General features: G+C 68.8%; 12 protein-coding genes. 5 read left to right on the top strand and 7 right to left on the bottom strand.

The annotated features are described in order from the left end of the window. The first annotated feature begins 112 nt into the window (after nt 1–112). Nucleotides 113–757 (top strand): DedA family protein, encoded by a 645-nt coding sequence (locus EVU97_RS01525; protein WP_129662924.1) that lies wholly within the window; start codon nt 113–115, stop codon nt 755–757. Nucleotides 758–1122: 365 nt separating this feature from the next. Here EVU97_RS01525 and EVU97_RS01530 read toward each other — a convergent pair whose 3' ends face one another. Together EVU97_RS01530 and EVU97_RS01535 are read right to left on the bottom strand one after the other, a co-directional pair. Then, a complete protein-coding gene (locus tag EVU97_RS01530; RefSeq protein ID WP_227484673.1) occupies nt 1123–1860 on the bottom strand; it encodes a hemolysin III family protein in 738 nt (245 codons plus the stop codon). Continuing rightward, complete coding sequence (locus EVU97_RS01535) at nt 1857–3023, bottom strand: CdaR family transcriptional regulator (protein ID WP_129662926.1); 1167 nt, start codon at nt 3021–3023, stop codon at nt 1857–1859. Before EVU97_RS01535 ends, EVU97_RS01530 begins: the two co-directional genes overlap by 4 nt. 85 nt (nt 3024–3108) lie before the next feature. Between EVU97_RS01535 and EVU97_RS01540 the strand changes: the two genes are divergently transcribed. Further along, nucleotides 3109–4275, top strand: a complete 1167-nt coding sequence (locus EVU97_RS01540; protein WP_129662928.1) for a ferredoxin reductase — start codon at nt 3109–3111, stop codon at nt 4273–4275. A gap of 81 nt (nt 4276–4356) precedes the next feature. Beyond that, on the top strand, nt 4357–5520 hold the full coding sequence (locus tag EVU97_RS01545) for an acyl-CoA desaturase (RefSeq protein ID WP_129662930.1): 1164 nt from the start codon (nt 4357–4359) through the stop codon (nt 5518–5520). Nucleotides 5521–5647: 127 nt separating this feature from the next. Here EVU97_RS01545 and EVU97_RS01550 read toward each other — a convergent pair whose 3' ends face one another. The 4 genes from EVU97_RS01550 to EVU97_RS01565 are packed head-to-tail and all read right to left on the bottom strand — an operon-like array spanning nt 5648 to nt 8139. Continuing rightward, the gene (locus EVU97_RS01550) at nt 5648–5953 is read right to left on the bottom strand and encodes an AzlD domain-containing protein (protein ID WP_129662932.1); all 306 of its coding nucleotides are present in this window, start codon (nt 5951–5953) and stop codon (nt 5648–5650) included. After that, on the bottom strand, nt 5950–6810 hold the full coding sequence (locus tag EVU97_RS01555; protein ID WP_129662934.1) for an AzlC family ABC transporter permease: 861 nt from the start codon (nt 6808–6810) through the stop codon (nt 5950–5952). Before EVU97_RS01555 ends, EVU97_RS01550 begins: the two co-directional genes overlap by 4 nt. Beyond that, the gene (locus EVU97_RS01560) at nt 6807–7289 is read right to left on the bottom strand and encodes a dihydrofolate reductase (RefSeq protein ID WP_047311386.1); all 483 of its coding nucleotides are present in this window, start codon (nt 7287–7289) and stop codon (nt 6807–6809) included. Before EVU97_RS01560 ends, EVU97_RS01555 begins: the two co-directional genes overlap by 4 nt. A 55-nt stretch (nt 7290–7344) precedes the next feature. After that, a complete protein-coding gene (locus tag EVU97_RS01565; RefSeq protein ID WP_118913073.1) occupies nt 7345–8139 on the bottom strand; it encodes a thymidylate synthase in 795 nt (264 codons plus the stop codon). 110 nt (nt 8140–8249) lie between these two features. Between EVU97_RS01565 and dapA the strand changes: the two genes are divergently transcribed. Further along, the gene (gene dapA / locus EVU97_RS01570; RefSeq protein WP_129662936.1) at nt 8250–9137 is read left to right on the top strand and encodes a 4-hydroxy-tetrahydrodipicolinate synthase; all 888 of its coding nucleotides are present in this window, start codon (nt 8250–8252) and stop codon (nt 9135–9137) included. Then, entirely contained in the window at nt 9134–10816 is a 1683-nt protein-coding gene (locus EVU97_RS01575) for a ribonuclease J (RefSeq protein ID WP_047311389.1), read from the top strand. Before dapA ends, EVU97_RS01575 begins: the two co-directional genes overlap by 4 nt. Before the next feature lie 406 nt (nt 10817–11222). Here the strand turns inward: EVU97_RS01575 and EVU97_RS01580 are convergent, their stop codons facing one another. Further along, nucleotides 11223–12611 (bottom strand): aminotransferase class V-fold PLP-dependent enzyme, encoded by a 1389-nt coding sequence (locus tag EVU97_RS01580; protein WP_129662938.1) that lies wholly within the window; start codon nt 12609–12611, stop codon nt 11223–11225. Nucleotides 12612–12627 lie beyond the last annotated feature (16 nt).

A 12627-nucleotide genomic window follows, 5' to 3' on the forward strand; every position in this document is an offset into this window, starting at 1 on the left:
CGCTGGCCCTGTCCACCTTGAGGCGTGGCCCGCGGCGGGCCGTCGCCGGGTGAGGTGCCACCGTTCACCCTCGGGTCAGGTGCCCGTCATGTCGACCTCCTAGGTTCGGGCAATGACCGACGCGATCCTGGGGCCGCTCGAGCACCTCATGACCTCGTGGTGGGTGTATGCGGCACTGTTCGGTCTGTGCGCCGTTGACGCGCTCGTTCCGGTCTTCCCCAGCGAGGCGCCACTCATCCTTGCCGGGGTGTACGCCGCGTCGGATCCGCACGGGCCCAACGTCGTCCTCGTCGTTCTCGTCTCCGCACTCGGTGCGTGCCTCGGTGATCACCTGTCCTACGGGCTCGGGCACCTGCTCGGCACGTCGTGGCTCGAGAAGAAGCCGAAACGCCGACGCACCGTCGAACGCGTGAGAGGCGTGCTCCACCAACGCGGTTCGTGGGCGCTGCTCGTCGTGCGCTTCATCCCCGGTGGCCGCTGCGTCGCGACGCTCTCGCTCGGCGCGACCGGCTACCCCCTGCGCTCGTTCACACCGTACGACCTTTTCGCGACGCTCGTGTGGGCCGTGCACGGCACCGTCATCGGCTACATCGGCGGGCACGCGTTTGAGGACAACCCGATCGCGGGCATCGCCACCGGCATGGGCATCGCGATCGTTCTGGCCGGGCTGCTCGAATGGCGCCGCCACCACGCCGAAAAGCGCTCGGAGAGGTCGCAGGACGAGAAGGAGCCCTCGTCGGCCGGGGCATGGGGGTGACGCGAGGTGCCGCTGATGGCGGCCCGGTCACCACCGAGGTGGCGAGACGCTCAGAGCTGTGAGGTGGGCGCCTGCTCGTCGAGTGACACGGGCGTGACGTCGCCGAACGCGCGAATCGCCGCGGCCGCCGCGTCGAGGTCGCATTCCTCGAACACCATCATGGCGAGCAGCGCCTCGCGGCTGGGGAGGTAACCCTCATCGAGGACGCGGGCAATCGTCGCGTCGTCCGCCCGCGCTTCCTCACGGGGTCGTCCTCCTCAAGATGGTCCATTGCGGCACCGTCGAGGAAGTCGTCGATGAGTTCACGGCGTCCCTGCGTCGTGCCGAACGCGGTGTTCCCCGCCCAACCCGCCATGCCGCCCTCGTCAGGCCCGCAACACGACGAGGCACGCCGCGACGAAGTGGACGACGAACGCGGCCACCGTGCACGCGTGGAAGATCTCGTGGAAACCGAACACGGTGGGCCACGGGTCGGGCTTCTTGAACCCGTACACGACGGCGCCGATCGTGTAGAGGATGCCTCCCACGGCGATGAGCGTCATGACGGCGGTGCCGCCCGCGGCGTGCAGCGGGGCGGCGTAGAAGAGGGCGACCCAGCCGAGGGCGACGTAGATCGGGGTGTAGAGCCAGCGCGGCGCGCCGACCCAGAACGTTCGGAACAGGACGCCGGCAACGGCACCGATCCACACGATGAGCAGGAGCGACAACCGCTGGTTGCCGCGCAACAGGACGAGAGCGAACGGCGTGTACGTGCCCGCGATGATGAGGTAGATGTTCGAGTGGTCGATGCGACGCAGGATCGCGTCGGCGCGCGGGCTCCAGTACCTGCGGTGGTAGAGCGCCGACGTGGCGAACAGCTGTGTTCCCGTCGCTCCGAGGACGAGGGCGCCTACGCGCCCGGCCGTCGTCGGCGCGAGGATCGCGAGCGCGAGACACCCCACGAGGCAGATCGGCGCGAGGACGAGGTGGAACCACCCGCGCAGCAGCGGCTTGGCCACGCGCACGACGTCCGCGTCGACGCCTTCGTGCGAGACGGGAGGCATCTCACCGGCATGCTGGCGCAGCGAGTCGCCGAGCGGCGTGCGCCAACGTTCGGTGGTCATCGTTCGTCCTTCGCGTCAGAGGTGGGTTCGGTGCGTGCCTCGACGAGGAGACCGAGCGTCAGTTCGAGCACGCGCCGCGGGTCGGTGAGGGCGTCGCCGTACAGTTCGCGCACCGTGTTCATGCGGTAGCGCACCGTCTGCGGGTGGACATGCAGGCGGCCGGCGACCTCGTCACGACGGCCCTGGTGCAGGAGCCAGGCGAGCAGCGTCTCGGCGAGCACCTCCCGTTTGGCGGGGGAGAGGTCCTCGAGTGGAGCCACAGCACGTTCGCGAAGTCGGGTGGCAACGAGAGGCGCTGAGTCCAGAGCGAGTTCGGGCAACAGCTCGTCGCAGTCGGCGCCGTCGTCGTCGCTCGCGAAACGCAGCGCGCGCAGTGCCTGACGGACTGATTCGCCGGCCTCGGTCCACGCCACGGTCGGCCCCAGAGCGGCGGGCGTACCGACGCAGCGCTCGAGAAGGCCGTTCCGAGCGTTGCTTCGCACGCCGGGGACGAGCACGACGGTGGGACCGTCGGCAACGGGAGACCACAGGGCGCGCTCGCCGAGGGCCGTGGCGAGCGCCGTGCGCGGTTCGCCGTCGACGACGAGGGCGGTGAGCGTTTCGGGCGCCTTCCACCGGGCCGATTCGGCGAGGTGCTCGAGGGCCGGGCGGGCCTCGCCCGCGACGAGGGCCGCCGTCAGCTGATCCCGGCGACGGGCCAGTTCACGGGTGCGGGCGGTGAGGGCCGCCGTGTGACCGGCGAGGCTCTGGGCGGACAACTCGTCGATGAAGGCGAAGGTCTTCTCGGCGAGAGCCGCGACGTTCGCCGCCGGCTCCTCGGCGGCCACGGCGCTGCCAGCGAACTGAGCCCACGCGACACGAGCACCCACGCGGTAGGCGGCGAGCAGAGCGTCCGTGGAGCGACCGCTCGCTGCCTCTCCCTGTCCCAGCCGGTAGGCGCCGTCGAGGGTGGCACGGGAGGTCGCGCGGTCGCCCTCGATCTGGGTGGCGACGAACCCCGAAAGGGCCTGTTCGACGGCGCGCTCGATGTTGCTGCGTAACGCAGGATCGAAGGCGCGGTCGTAACCGGGGACCTCCTCGACGATCGCCTCGACGCAGGCGCTCGCCGTCTCGGGCAGGGACGCCCGAAGCTCGGCCAGGGTGCGGTCGGTGAGAATCGGCATGTTCACACTCTACGAACAAATAGATCGAGGAGCATGTCGGGGCTGGGCCAAGAATTGCGTCGATTCGGCTAAATAGACTGTCGGTGTGTCCGTAACCTCTCTTTCGCCCACTCGGACGACCTCCCTGCCGAGTGCGCCACGAACCTCTCCGGCGGGCTCGGCAACCCGCCTCGCCTGGCGTGCGGTGCGCGCCCTCACGACGCCTCTCGTGCCCGAGGACTACGTCGATCTCGTCGACCCGCTTCGCTCGCGCCGGTATCTGCGCGCCCGCGTCGTCGACGTCACGCCCGAGACGGCCGACGCCAGCACCGTGACGCTCCAGCCCGGCCGCGGTTGGCTCGGCCACCGCCCGGGTCAGTACATCCGCATCGGCGTCGACATCGACGGCGTGCGCCTGTGGCGCGCCTACTCCGTCACCTCCGGCCCGCGCGATGACGGTTACATCTCCATCACGGTCAAGGCCCTCACCGGTGGCGTCGTGAGCGCGCACCTGCAGGAGAGCCTGCGTCCCGGTCAGATCGTCCATATGGAGCAGGCCGACGGCGCCTTCACCTGGAACGGCGGCGCCGAGCCAGTTCTCTTCGTCACCGGCGGCTCCGGCATCACGCCCGTCATGGGCATGCTGCGTCACCGCATCGACGCCGAGGAGGCGTTCGCCGCCGACACCGAGCACGCCGGGAGCGCGCACGACATCGTCGTCCTGCACTCGGCGGCCCACCCCGAGGACGTCATCTTCGCCGACGAACTGCGCTCGCTCGACGCGACGGGCCGCATTCGCCTCGTCGAGCGGCACACCCAGGCCGAGGGGCGGCTCGAGCCGCGCGAGCTCGACGACCTCGTGCCGGACTGGTGCGATCGCACCACCTACGCGTGCGGACCTGCGGGCATGCTGCGCGCGTTGCGGGAGTACGCCGACCTCAACGGCGTCGCCGATCACCTGCACACCGAGGAGTTCACCGTCGAACTGGCCGAGCCCGGCGAGGGCGGCGCGCTCACCCTCCACGACGGTTCGAACACGCTCGAACTCGACGTCGCCGGCGACACCGCCATCCTCGACGCCGCCGAGGCCGCCGGGGCCCTCGTGCCCTCCGGCTGCCGTATGGGCATCTGTTACGGCTGCGTGCTGCCCCTGCGCTCGGGAAACGTGCGCGATCTGCGCACCGGCGAGATCACCTCGGGAAGCGAAGGCGACGGCGTCATGGTGCAGACCTGCATCTCCAGCGTCGCCGGAGCTTGCGAGATCGGGCGATGAACCCCACCACGCGAGGGACAACCGCCCCGGCGCCCACCGAACCCTTACGACTCACACGTCACCCCTACGAAAGGACGCACGATGACCGCGATGCAGAAGAAGGACGTCAACCCGGTCGCACACCTCACGCGCAGCGACATCGAGCGCCTCGGCGAGGAGCTGGATGCCGTGCGCGCCCGCATCATCGAGAGCCGGGGCGCGAAGGACGCCGCGTACATCCGCGGCGTGATCAAGGGCCAGCGCTACCTCGAGATGGGCTCGCGCGCCCTGCTGCTGTTCTCCAAGAAGAAGCCGGCGTTCGTCGTCGGCACGGTCGGCCTGGCCGCCGCGAAGATCCTCGAGAACATGGAGATCGGCCACAACGTCATGCACGGCCAGTGGGACTGGATGCGCGACCCGAAGATCCACTCCTCGACGTGGGAGTGGGACAACGCGTCGCCGTCGGACCTGTGGAAGCACTCGCACAACGAACTGCACCACACGTACACGAACGTCATCGGCCGCGACAACGACCTCGGCTACGGGATCATGCGCGTCGACGAGGACCAGAAGTGGGTGCCGTTCTACCTCGGCCAGCCGGCGTGGAACTTCATCAACGCGTGTTTCTTCGAGTACGGCATCGCCGCGTACGACCTCGAGCTCGGCAAGTACCTCAAGGGCCGCAAGGACAAGGCCGTCTTCCAACGTGACAGCCGCAAGGTGCTGCACAAGATCCGTGAGCAGTTCACGAAGGACTACGTCGCCCACCCGCTCCTCGCGGCGCTCACCGGTTCGGGCAAGCAGACGATCAAGGCCAATTTCATCGCCAACCTCACGCGCAACCTGTGGACGCACTCCGTCATCATGTGCGGTCACTTCCCGAGCGGCGTCGAGACCTTCACGAAGAAGTCGATCGTCGGCGAGAGCCGCGGCGACTGGTACCTGCGTCAGATGCTCGGCTCGGCGAACATCTCGGGCTCGAAGGCGATGCACGTGGCCACGGGCAACCTGAGCTACCAGATCGAGCACCATCTGTTCCCGGATCTGCCGAGCAACCGCTACGAGGAGATCAGCAAGGACGTGCAGGACATCTGCGAGCGCTACGGCCTGTCGTACGTCACGGGCTCGCTGCCGCGCCAGGTCGCCTCGGCGTGGTGGACGATCATCCGTCTGTCGCTGCCCAACGACTTCGCCGCGAAGCTCGAGCGCAAGCCGCAGAACGTCACCGACCTCGTACAGCGCCAAGTGCAGCCGAAGGCGGCCTGACGCCTGTCGACTCCCGTCAGCGGTGACGCCGACGAAAGAACCCGGCCTTCCCTCCTTGGGGGAGGCCGGGTTCGTTCGTTGTGTCGTTCCGTCGCCGGGCCGGTTCGTGACCGGGCCGGTCGACGGGTCAGATCAAGCGGATGAGCGCGGCCGTCGCGGCGGCCACGAGGACGACGACGATGAACGGCGCGCGCAACAGGAGCGCGACGACCGCGGCGAGCGCGGCGGCGGCGTGAGCGTCGAGCACCAGCTTGCCGTGGTCACCGACGAACGCCTGAACGCACACGAGTCCCGTCAGCAACGCGACGGGGAACAGGGCGACGACGTTCGACGTCTTCTTGCCTTCGAGGTACTTCGGCGGCACGAGGTAGCCGATGAACTTGAGGACGAACGACAGGCCGCTCGCGAGCAGAACGGTGGTCCAGGTGCTCATGCGCCCGCCCCTTCCTCGGTGGCGTCGTCACTCGGCAGCGTCGGCACCTCGTCCGTGCGTGTCGACCACCACAGGCCGACCGCGATGGCCGCGACGACGGTGGCGAGCACCGGCAGGCCGGCCTGGGTGACGGGGGAGAGGCCGAGGGCGATGACGGCCGCGAGCCCGGCCGTCAGCTTGCCCTGGAGCGTGCCGAGGCGCGGCCACAGCAGGGCGAGGAACGCACCGACCGCTGCGGCGTCGAGGCCGTACTTCTTCGGATCGCCCATGGCGTTGCCCGCGATGGTGCCGACGAACGTCATGGAGTTCCAGAGCAGGTACACGCCGAGGCCGGTCCACCAGAAACCGACGCCCGACAGCTTCGCCGTCGGGCGACCGACGGCCATGGCGGCGGATTCGTCGATCGTCAATTGCGCAGCGACGACACGCTTGAGACCGCGGGGGCGCAGGATCGCGTTCAGCTGCAGGCCGTAGATGGAGTTGCGCACACCGAGGAGCGTCGAGGTCGCGACGGCGGATGCGCCCGTGCCGCCGGCACCGAGAACTCCGACGACGGCGAACTGCGAACCGCCCGAGAAGAGCAGGAGCGACAGCGCCATCGCCTGCCACGTGTTGAGGCCCGCCGCGATGGCGAGAGCCCCGAAGCTGATGCCGTAGACGCCGGTGGCGACGGCCAGTGAGATCGAGTCCTTCTTGACCGCACCCTCGTCCTCGTGGAGCGCGTCCACGGGGCCGTCGTGTCGGCCGTCCACGTCGTGTTGCCCACCGCCGTGTTGTCCATTGCCGTGTTGTCCGTGGCCGTGTTCCCCGTGACCCACGGCCGGCCCGACCTCGTCGCGCCGCTCGTCGGGCGTCATGCTTCGCGCCGTTCGTACGTGACGACGGTGAAGCCATCGCGCGGGTCGCGGTCGCTCTCGCGCCAGTGCTTCGGGTCGATGGTGGGGAAGTGGGCATCGCCCTCGGGCTCGAGGGGGATCTCGCTGATGAGCAGGTGTGTCACCTCGTCCATCGCGGCCTCGTAGATCTGTGCGCCACCGACGACGAAGGCGTCCTCGCCGGCGACCTCCTCGAGCGCCTCGTCGAGCGAGTGCACGACGACGACGTCGTCGCCCTTGGTGAGGTTCGGTGCGTACTCCGGGTTGCGCGTGACGACGATCGAGCGGCGGCCGGGCAACGCACCCATGCCCTCGAACGTGGTGCGCCCCATGATCATCGGGTGCCCCATCGTCGTGCGCTTGAAGTGTTTGAAGTCCTCCGGGATGTTCCAGACCATGTCTCCGTCGGCGCCGATGACGCCGTTGCGCGCGACGGCGGCGATGGATGTCAGGTGGCTCACGTCGGTTCCTTCGAACGCGCCGGGTCGGGAGCCGGCGAGGGGTGTTTCGGTGCGGTCAGACCGCGATCGGTGCCTTGATCGTGGGGTCGGCCTCGTAGCCCTCGAGGCGGATGTCGTCGAGGTCGAAGCCGTCGATGTCGCGAATCTCGGGGTTGAGCACGAGGCGCGGCAGCGGTTTCGGCGTACGCGTCAGCTGCAGCTGCGCCTGCTCGAGGTGGTTGGAGTACAGGTGCGCGTCGCCGAGGGTGTGGACGAAGTCGCCGACCTCGAGGTCGGTCACCTGCGCCACCATGTGCGTGAGCAGCGCGTAGCTCGCGATGTTGAACGGCACACCGAGGAACACGTCGGCGCTGCGCTGGTAGAGGCCGCACGAGAGCTTCCCGTCGGCGACGTAGAACTGGAACATCGTGTGGCACGGCGGCAGGGCCATGTCGTCGACGTCGGCGACGTTCCACGCGGAGACGATGTGACGTCGGCTGTTCGGGTTCGTCCTGATCGCCTCGACGACCTGCGCCAACTGGTCGACCTGCCGGCCGTCCGGGGTGGGCCAGCTGCGCCACTGGTGGCCGTAGATCGGGCCGAGGTCGCCGAACTCGTCGGCCCACTCGTCCCAGATCGAGATGCCGCGTTCGTGCAGCCAGCCGACGTTGGTGTCACCGCGCAGGAACCACAGGAGTTCACCGAAGACCGAACGCAGGTGAAGTTTCTTCGTCGTGGTGACGGGAAAGCCCTGGGACAGATCGAAGCGCATCTGGTGGCCGAACACGCTGCGGGTGCCGGTACCGGTGCGATCGCCCTTGACGGCGCCTTCGTCGAGGATGCGCGTGAGGAGGTCGAGATACTGCTGCACCCGGTCACTGTACGGCGCTGCACCCACACAGCCGTGCCCGTGTCGAGTGCCGGACTGCCTCGCGCGAGGCTTCGGGCCACAGCCGGAGGCCGTGCATTAGCCTGGGGCGCATGACGACGACACCTTTCGGACGCATGGTCACGGCCATGGTCACACCGATGAAACCTGACGGCTCCATCGACTACGAGGGTGTGGCTCGCCTCGCGAACCACCTCGTCGACAACGGACACGACGGCCTCGTCGTCAACGGCACCACCGGTGAGTCCGCGACGACCACGGACGAGGAGAACGTCGAGACCGTCCGCGCCGTCGTCGACGCCGTCGGTGACCGCTGCGCCGTCACCGCAGGCGTCGGAACGAACGACACCGCACACTCGGTGCGCGCGGCCAAGGCGCTCGCGGCCGTCGGCGCCGACGCCGTGCTCGTCGTGACTCCGTACTACAACAAGCCGACGCAGGTCGGCATCGTCGAACACTTCAAAGCCGTTGTCGGTGCCACCGATCTGCCCGCGATGGCGTACGACATTCCGGGCCGCACGGGCACGCCGCTCGCGAGCGACACGATCCGTGAACTGGCCAAGATTGACCAGATGCTCGCCGTGAAGGACGCCAAGGGCGACTTCTTCGAGGCGACCAAGCTCATGAACGAGACCGACCTGCTCTGGTACTCCGGTGACGACGTCTCCAACCTCATCTGGCTCAGCCTCGGCGCCGTCGGTCTCGTCTCCGTCGTCGGACACGTCGCCGGTAACGAGTTCCGCGCCATGATCGACGCCGTGGACGCCGGCGACCTGACCCGCGCCCGTGAGCTGCACACCCGGCTCATCCCGGCCATCGACGCCCTGATGAACACCTCGCAGGGCGCCATCATGGCCAAGGCCGCCATGGCCGACAAGGGTGTCATCGACAGTGACTTCATCCGCCTTCCGCTGCTGCCCGCCACGGACGACATGCGTGCGCGCCTGCGCGAAGGCCTGAGCGAATCGGGACTTTCGTGAACGACACCGCACTCGAACTGAGCGCACCGCCCGCCCTGGCCAAGAACGGCGTCCGCGTCGTCGCCCTCGGAGGCCTCGGCGAGGTCGGGCGCAACATGACCGTCGTCGAGTACGAGGGTCGACTGCTCATCATCGACTGCGGCGTGCTCTTCCCCGAGGACCACCCCGGCGTCGACCTCATCCTCCCGGACTTCGAGTACATCAAGGATCGCCTCGACGACATCGAGGCCATCGTGCTCACGCACGGCCACGAGGACCACATCGGCGCCGTGCCGTACCTGCTGCGCATGAAGAGCGACATCCCGCTCATCGGCTCGACGCTGACCCTCGCGCTCATCGAGGCGAAGCTCAAGGAGCACCGCATCCGCCCGTACACGATGGCGGTCAAGGAAGGTCAGCGCGAGCAGATCGGCCCGTTCGACTGCGAGTTCGTCGCCGTCAACCACTCCATCCCCGACGCCCTGGCCGTCTTCGTGCGCACCGGCGGCGGAACGATCCTCGGCACCGGCGACTTCAAGATGGACCAGCTGCCGCTCGACGGGCGCATCACCGACCTGCGCGCCTTCGCCCGCCTTGGTGAGGAGGGCGTCGACCTGTTCCTCACGGACTCGACGAACGCCGAGGTGCCCGGCTTCACCACGCCGGAGAAGGACATCACGCCCGCCATCGAGCGCGTCTTCGAGCGCGCCGAGCGCCGCATCATCGTGGCCTGCTTCTCCTCGCACGTGCACCGCGTCCAGCAGGTGCTCGACGCCGCCGAACTGTACGGCCGCAAGGTCGCCATGGTCGGCCGCTCCATGGTGCGCAACATGACGATCGCCGCCGACCTCGGCTACCTCAAGGTGCCCGACAACGTGCTCGTCGACGTCAAGAAGCTCGACCAGCTCGAGGACGACAAGGTCGTTCTCATCTGCACCGGCTCCCAGGGTGAGCCCATGGCCGCCCTCGCCCGCATGGCCAACCGCGACCACCGCATCGACGTCGGCCCCGGCGACACCATCCTCATGGCCAGCTCGCTCATCCCCGGCAACGAGAACGCCGTCTACGGCCTCATCAACGGCCTCATGCGCCTCGGCGCCAACGTCGTGCACAAGGGCAACGCCATGGTGCACGTCTCCGGTCACGCCTCCGCCGGCGAGTTGCTCTACTGCTACAACATCGTCAAGCCGAAGAACGTCATGCCGATCCACGGCGAATGGCGCCACCTCGTGGCCAACGGCAAGCTCGCCGCAGCCACCGGAGTGCCCGCCGAGCAGGTGCTCCTCGCCGAGAATGGCGTCGTCGTCGACCTCGTCGACGGCAAGGCCGCCATCACCGGCGCCGTGCCCGTCGGTTACGTCTACGTCGACGGCTCCCTTGTCGGCACCACCGACGAAGACATGCTCAAGGACCGCCGCGTCCTGCGCGACGAAGGCTTCATCACCATCACCGTCGTCCGCAACGCCTCCACCGGAGAGATCGTCGCCGGCCCCGACATCCGCACCCGCGGATTCGCCGAAGGCGACGAGGTCTTCGAACGCATCCGCCCCAAGATCGAGCAGGCCCTCGCCGACGCCCGCGGCAAGGGCATCACCGACACCCACCAGCTCCAGCAGGTCATCCGCCGCACCGTCGGCGGGTTCGTCGGTGGCAAGCTGCGCCGTCGGCCGATGATCATTCCGATTGTTCTGAACGCGTAGCCGGCGCTTCGCGCCGGCGGAGCGTTCAGAACAATCGGTCGCGGTGTGGTTTCACGCGCAGGGATGGGCCTCGCAAGCTCGGCCTTCCCTGCGCGTGAAACCACACCGCTGCATTGTTCGGCGCGTCGTCCGGCCAGGCCCTGGCGGGCCTGTCTCGGTGCGGCACGCGGCCGTCCACTTCTCGGGGTGGGCGGCTTTCGTATGGCTGTCACCAGCCCGTGGTCGGCGCGATTTCCGCCCGCCAAGCCATGGTGGCGTCTGGGTAGTCACTTGACGGTCGGACGCGGGCCCGGGCAACCGGGCGTGTTGGTGCCCTTCTCGGCACTCCTTCCGGGCATCCTCCGGGCAAGGCCATTGCGAATGACTCGGGCCGCCGGTCCCCAGAACCGGCGGCCCGAGCCGTCCGTCACCAGGGGCGGGGCTCGCTCAGATCCCGCTCGTCACCCACCGGTGCCCAGCCGATGCCCGGCGTGTGCACGTAGTCGAACGCCGGGCCGCGCTCCACGAGCGCACGCACCGCCGCGACGAGACGGTGCGCATGCTCCACCGTCGTCGCGAGGCCGATGGAGGCGCGCACCGCCGTCGCGCCCTTGCCGAGCCGCTCGTCACACAGCAGATGCGCACAGAAGCGGCCGTCGCGCACCGCAATGCCGTGCTCGTCCGCGAGCACCTGAGCCACGAGCGTCGGGTCGTACCCGTCGACCGTGAACGTCGTGACGCCGACACCGTCGACAGGCTCGTCGTCGGAGCCGAGCACGTGAAGAATCTTCACACCCGGCAGCGCGCTCAACCCGTCCCGGATGATGCCGTGAACACGGTGCTCGTGGTTCTCGATCGCGTGACTGTGAGCGCGCAGCTTCGCCGCGGCCGCCGCGAGAGCGATCGCGCCGACGGCGTTCGGCGTGCCGCCCTCGTGCCGTGCCGGGCCTTCGGACCACTCGACGTCGTCCGTTGTCACCCGCTTGCTCGCACCGCCGGCCGGGAGGTACGGATCGGCCGCATCCAGCCAGTCGGCGCGACCCGCGAGAACGCCGGCGCCGTACGGGGCATACATCTTGTGACCCGAGAACGCGACGTAGTCGACGCCCCACGCGGCGACGTCGATGACGCGGTGCGGAGCCAGCTGCGCCGCATCGACGACCGACCGTGCCCCGTGGGAGCGCGCGACGGCGGCCAGTTCACCGATCGGCCAGATCTCCCCGGTCACGTTGCACGCACCCGTGATGACGACGAGCGCGGGAGCATCCGATGTCGCGCGGAAGCGGGAGAGCGCGGCGTCGACGGTGGCGATCGCAGCCTCGGGGGAGGACGGCACCGACAGTCGCGTCGTGCGCTCGGCGGGCCAGGGGAGGAGCGCCGCGTGGTGCACGGATTCGAAGACGAAGACCTGAGCGTTGTCGGGCAGGACGTGGGCGAGCAGAGCCAGCGCATCCGTGGTGTTGCGTGTGAAGACGACGTGGCTGTCCTCGCCGAGACCGACGAAGTGCGCCACCTCCGAACGCGCCTCCTCGAACCAGCCGGTCGTCAGACGCGAGGCGTACCCCGCCCCGCGATGAACCGAGCCGTAGGTGCGCAGGATGCGCTCCGCAGCCTCGGCAACGCCCACGAGGGCAGGAGCGGTGGCACCGTGATCGAGGTTCGCGAACTCGACGACCGTGTGGTGCAAGGTCGGCACACCGACACCGTCAGAGACGGTTGCAGGGGTGGCGCGGGCGCTCGTCCGAACAGCAGAAAGGGAAGCGGGCAACGACTTCGGCTGACGGGTCGCAGCGAGCGTCGAAAGGACAGAACTCATGAGGAGACTCCTTCGT

The organism is Dermacoccus sp. 147Ba (assembly GCF_004151355.1).
Taxonomy (GTDB): Bacteria; Actinomycetota; Actinomycetes; order Actinomycetales; family Dermatophilaceae; genus Dermacoccus; species Dermacoccus abyssi.

Coding starts and splice junctions, on each gene's coding strand:
- EVU97_RS01580 (WP_129662938.1), bottom strand. CDS start 12,611: ATGAGTTCTGTCCTTTCGACGCTCGCTGCGACCCGTCAGCCGAAGTCG.
- EVU97_RS01530 (WP_227484673.1), bottom strand. CDS start 1,860: ATGACCACCGAACGTTGGCGCACGCCGCTCGGCGACTCGCTGCGCCAG.
- EVU97_RS01525 (WP_129662924.1), top strand. CDS start 113: ATGACCGACGCGATCCTGGGGCCGCTCGAGCACCTCATGACCTCGTGG.
- EVU97_RS01535 (WP_129662926.1), bottom strand. CDS start 3,023: ATGCCGATTCTCACCGACCGCACCCTGGCCGAGCTTCGGGCGTCCCTG.
- EVU97_RS01555 (WP_129662934.1), bottom strand. CDS start 6,810: ATGACGCCCGACGAGCGGCGCGACGAGGTCGGGCCGGCCGTGGGTCAC.
- EVU97_RS01545 (WP_129662930.1), top strand. CDS start 4,357: ATGACCGCGATGCAGAAGAAGGACGTCAACCCGGTCGCACACCTCACG.
- EVU97_RS01550 (WP_129662932.1), bottom strand. CDS start 5,953: ATGAGCACCTGGACCACCGTTCTGCTCGCGAGCGGCCTGTCGTTCGTC.
- dapA (WP_129662936.1), top strand. CDS start 8,250: ATGACGACGACACCTTTCGGACGCATGGTCACGGCCATGGTCACACCG.